This window comes from Candidatus Obscuribacterales bacterium (genome assembly GCA_036703605.1).
Taxonomy (GTDB): Bacteria; Cyanobacteriota; Cyanobacteriia; order RECH01; family RECH01; genus RECH01.
This window is the reverse complement of the sequence record DATNRH010000213.1, coordinates 1-4,613: the sequence shown is the minus strand read 5'-3', so window position 1 is coordinate 4,613 and position 4,613 is coordinate 1. Positions and strand designations below refer to the sequence as shown.

6 protein-coding genes are annotated in these 4,613 nt (G+C 55.1%); 5 read left to right on the top strand and 1 reads right to left on the bottom strand.

The features are described from left to right. Positions 1–211, bottom strand: a 211-nt coding sequence (locus V6D20_04555; GenBank protein ID HEY9815064.1) for a hypothetical protein, incomplete at its 3' end; no start/stop codon positions are given. A 511-nt stretch (positions 212–722) separates the two neighbouring features. On the opposite strand from V6D20_04555, the gene tyrS reads away from it, so the two are divergent. From tyrS to V6D20_04530, 5 genes are all read left to right on the top strand, one after another. Next, a complete protein-coding gene (gene tyrS, locus V6D20_04550) occupies positions 723–1,952 on the top strand; it encodes a tyrosine--tRNA ligase (protein HEY9815063.1) in 1,230 nt (409 codons plus the stop codon). A 10-nt stretch (positions 1,953–1,962) separates the two neighbouring features. Next, complete coding sequence (gene pyrF / locus V6D20_04545) at positions 1,963–2,679, top strand: orotidine-5'-phosphate decarboxylase (GenBank protein HEY9815062.1); 717 nt, start codon at positions 1,963–1,965, stop codon at positions 2,677–2,679. 60 nt (positions 2,680–2,739) lie between these two features. After that, on the top strand, positions 2,740–3,342 hold the full coding sequence (locus V6D20_04540) for a hypothetical protein (protein ID HEY9815061.1): 603 nt from the start codon (positions 2,740–2,742) through the stop codon (positions 3,340–3,342). Between the two features lie 234 nt (positions 3,343–3,576). Continuing rightward, on the top strand, positions 3,577–3,927 hold the full coding sequence (locus tag V6D20_04535; GenBank protein ID HEY9815060.1) for a histidine triad nucleotide-binding protein: 351 nt from the start codon (positions 3,577–3,579) through the stop codon (positions 3,925–3,927). A 339-nt stretch (positions 3,928–4,266) separates the two neighbouring features. Then, positions 4,267–4,613, top strand: a 347-nt coding sequence (locus tag V6D20_04530) for a hypothetical protein (GenBank protein ID HEY9815059.1), incomplete at its 3' end; no start/stop codon positions are given.

Genomic DNA, 4,613 nt, shown 5'->3' with positions numbered 1-4,613 from the left:
CGGCCCGTTTCAGATCGGGTGAAATGTCATCTAGGGCAACCACATCCCGGTTGGCCTCGTCGTGGAGACTGTAGAGCAGGGTGCCGTTAATGTCGTAGATGTAGGTGGTCTCTGCGGGAATGTAGTTGCGCAGCACCCGCACATCGGGCAGGTTCCGAAAGCTCACAGCCAGCCCTACCAGCCCGCCTGCTACCACAGAACTTGTGAGCATGGTGATCCCCAAGAGGGTACCCGTAGTCACTTTCAAGACTGACCCGATGAAATCAGCGGTAGCAAGGATCGCTGTACTGGAGCGTTTACGTCTGGTAGCCTTTCGGACGGTGTTTGAAGCCACAGGAGTTCTAGCCGTTAACGACACAAGAGGTGGACGGGGGCGGAAGCTCGGAGAGCAGAAGGACTCAAATCATAGTGACTGCGATTGATCAACAGCTATCAACCTGTAGAGGTTGACGGAGTTGGGGGGCAGAGGTATGACCTGCCCTGATCAAAGGGATGTCACTTGCTTCTTATGGTAGCCCGCGCAGTCGGATACAAGACAGGTGAGTTGCAGAATAAGACGATGGCGGAGAAAAATTGGTGTGATGGTCGGAGTTTTGCAATTATAGTAACTTGGCTGAGGCGTTAGGACATTCTCCCAAAGAATTCGCAATATACCCCATCGCCTAGCTACCCTAGGGGGCTCTCCCCGCCATCTGCATGGATTTTGCACCAGGACAAAAAGTATGACGACCGAGCAATCACCCAACGAAACAGAGTCCCTGCCGTGGCTATATCGCGGCACCAGCGAAATTTTTCCAGACCAACCAGCGTCGAAGAATCCGGATGAGTCCTTGGTACAACGCCTGCGGGAGAGCGATCGCCCCCTACGAGTCAAGCTAGGTATTGATCCCACCGGAGCCGATATCCATTTAGGGCACAGCATTCCCGTGCGCAAACTGCGGGCTTTTCAGGATGCTGGACACACCGCTGTGTTGATCATTGGAGACTTTACCGCCCGCATTGGCGACCCATCCGGAAAATCTGACGTGCGTAGGCAGCTCACCGAGGCGGACGTGGCCCAACATGCTGCCACCTATCTCGATCAGGTGCGCCCTATTCTTGATTTTGAAACCCCTGGTCGGTTAGAAATTCGCTACAACTCTGAATGGCTGGCAGGGCTAGATCTCTCCAAGATCCTCAACCTGCTGACCACCATGACTGTGGGGCAAATGCTGGCCAAGGAAGGCTTTGCTGAACGTTACAAAAACGCCAGTCCCATTTATCTCCATGAATTTCTCTACCCGTTGATGCAGGGCTACGATTCCGTGGCGGTGCAGGCCGATGTGGAGCTAGGCGGCACCGACCAAAAGTTCAATATTGCCGTAGGCCGAGATCTGCAGCGTCATTTTGGCATGAGACCTCAGTTTGGCCTGCTGCTGCCCATTTTGCTGGGCACCGATGGCGTGCAAAAAATGTCTAAATCTCTCAATAACTATGTGGGCTTGCAAGAGGACGCCCTGTCCATGTATTCCAAGCTGGAAAAAACACCGGACGCGCTGATTGCTAGTTATTTTGAACTGCTCACCCATCTGCCGTTGGATCAACTGCCGGAGAATCCTCGCGATCGCCAAAAATTGCTGGCGCTGGATGTGGTGCAGCAATACCACGGCGAAGCAGCGGCCCTCGATGCCCAGAAAGCGGCTCTGACCCTGGTGCAAGGGCAGGCTGCCCAAGCGGAAGCGGTGCCAGAATTTTCCCTGGCGGATGTGCAGTTTCCCGCTAAGCTGTTCTACATCCTGGGGGTCACGGGCCTGTGCAAAAGCAGCGGCGATGGTCGGCGGCAAATGCAGGGCGGTGCGGTGCGTCTCGATGGCGATCGCATTCAAGATGTCGATCTAGACTTTTCCGCCGAGGAGCTGGTGGGCAAGGTGCTGCAGGTGGGCAAAAAGCGGTTTATGCGGCTGGTGCCTTAGGAGAATGACCATGACCCTATCGCCCCAAGAGCGTGTGATTGTTGCCCTGGATGTATCCACCGAACAGGAGGCGATCGCTTGGCTGGATCGCTTGCCAGACGTCACCTTCTGGAAAGTCGGTCTGGAGTTATTCGTGAGCTGTGGCCCTACTATTCTGGCGGAACTGAAAGCCCGCCAAAAGCGCATTTTTCTAGACCTGAAGTTTCACGATATTCCCAACACCATGGCCGGAGCCTGTCGGGCCGCTGGGCGCTACGGTGTTGATCTGATGACTGTCCATGCGCCGGCTGGCAAAGTTGCCCTAGAACAAGCGGTACAGGCTGCCCAAGAGGGAGCAATCGCCGCTGGATACCCCGCACCCCAACTTTTGGCGGTGACGGTGTTAACCAGCATCGACTCCCGCACCCTAGCGTTTGAACTGAAGGTACCCCTAGAATTGCCCGACTATGTTCTGCAGTTGACGTTACTAGCCCAATCGGCAGGCATTTCCGGCATCGTTTGTTCGCCTCAAGAAGTGGAACCCCTGCGGCGGTCGCTCGGTCAAGAGGTTCTACTGGTCTGTCCCGGTGTCCGCCCCACTTGGGCGATCGCTGGCGATCAGCGGCGGGTGTTTACCCCCGAGGCCACGGTGCAGGCTGGAGCCGATTACCTGGTGATTGGCCGACCGATTACCGCTGCGGAGGATCCCGTTTTAGCGTTTCAGCGCATTTGTGACGATCTAGGTTGACGATGGCTGACGATCTGCATGAACGACTCGCTCTAGTCCAAGGTTTATCCGAGGTTACCCATGGGACGTTACCTGCACACTACCCTCATCGCCTGGCTGGCGATCGCCCTCACGGGATGGCCAGCGAGATCACCCGCGATCGCTAACCCCATGCCGGATGAACCAACCGATACGTTTATCCGGCCCGACATGGCCTGCCCCGCCGATCTTGACACCCTGACCACCCTGCTGCTGCGCGACCTGCCCAGCTACGCCAACCGCACCAGCCAACGGGCCGCTAGCTTGCTAGAGAGCGATCGCCAACAGTCCTACGTGCTGCTGGCAGAAAAACCCGACTTTGCTCCCCTCACCCTCGGCCCCGGACAGTACAATCCCACCACGGGGGCAGAGCCGCCCCAAGTCTTTTTTGTCACCCTTGAACGTCAATACACCGCCACCGAAGCCCGCCTCTTGGAGCATTACCACTGGGTGTTTCTCACCGAAACTCCTAGCGGTTGGCGCTTCGTCATGATGTTTTCCCGATTGGCGAACTATCCAGATGGGCAGCCGATTACCCCGCCCCGCGACACCAGCTATGGCGTTCTGGCCGAGGCTACTCGCCAATGGCTCAATGATTGCCGTACCGAAAATATTGCGCCCCTAGATGAGAGCGATCCGCCCTAATCGCCTGTCTTGCCAATCAGAACTATGAGAATCTCGGTGGGATCGGTAGCAAAGATGAGATGTTGGCTGATCGTCCGACTTGCCTGCCTATCCGTCCGTCTATGAACGGGCCGCAGCCCCTACAATAACAACAGTTCTGGCCGGTTGAATCCTCTGATCCCATACCCCGAGGAAGACGAAGTGCAAAACGTCCAGACTCTTAGCATGACCTAACCTTTCAACCTCTCACGACCTATGAGTGACCTACCAGAAACCCTGTTCAGCAAAATTATTAACCGCGAGATCCCTGCCGATATCGTCTACGAAGACAATCTGGCGCTAGCGTTTCGAGACATCGCTCCCCAAGCTCCTGTCCATATTCTGGTGATCCCCAAGCAACCGATCCCCAAGCTGGCTGATGCGGAATCCCAAGACCACGCCCTTATGGGACATCTGCTGCTGACCGTCAAGCGGGTGGCAGAACAAGAGGGCTTAACCAACGGCTACCGGGTGGTGATCAACACAGGAGCTGATGGTGGACAAACCGTAGATCACCTCCACCTGCACATTTTGGGTGGCCGGGCGATGACCTGGCCGCCCGGCTGATGCGTCACGCACAACCCTACTCACATCTAGAGAGCCGCTATCAGCCGTCCTAGGCACTTTGTAACAAAAATGAAACAAATTACCCTCTGCCGCCTACCTCATGAGATTTAGGTTTAGCGGCTTTTTTATGCCTGCCTGCGAAAGCTTTGTGGGACAAGCGTTCCGCCTAACCGGCTTTTCCCATCATGATGAAAAAACTCTCAACAAACTGCCAAAAAACTTAAAAAATTAATCAGGAATTATGAAGTCAGCCCTTTACAAAACTCAATAATTGTCGTAGTCTTAACTCATGCACTTAAACGTGCGTAACACTTTAGATACATCTAAGCACTGATAAATATGACCACAACACTACAGCAGCGCGAAAGCGCCAACCTGTGGGAGCAGTTTTGTAACTGGGTCACCAGCACCGAAAATCGCCTCTACGTAGGCTGGTTCGGCGTTCTGATGATCCCCACCCTGCTCACCGCCACCATCTGTTTCATCATTGCCTTCGTGGCAGCCCCTCCCGTTGACATCGACGGCATCCGCGAGCCTGTTGCAGGTTCGTTGATCTACGGCAACAACATCATCTCCGGTGCCGTTGTGCCTTCGTCCAACGCCATTGGCTTGCACTTCTACCCCATCTGGGAAGCAGCTTCCTTAGATGAGTGGTTGTACAACGGTGGTCCTTACCAGTTGGTCGT

Bases quoted from the DNA above. Each gene is read 5' to 3' on its own strand.
- tyrS (HEY9815063.1), top strand. From the start codon at position 723: ATGACGACCGAGCAATCACCCAACGAAACAGAGTCCCTGCCGTGGCTA.
- V6D20_04540 (HEY9815061.1), top strand. From the start codon at position 2,740: ATGGGACGTTACCTGCACACTACCCTCATCGCCTGGCTGGCGATCGCC.
- V6D20_04535 (HEY9815060.1), top strand. From the start codon at position 3,577: ATGAGTGACCTACCAGAAACCCTGTTCAGCAAAATTATTAACCGCGAG.
- pyrF (HEY9815062.1), top strand. From the start codon at position 1,963: ATGACCCTATCGCCCCAAGAGCGTGTGATTGTTGCCCTGGATGTATCC.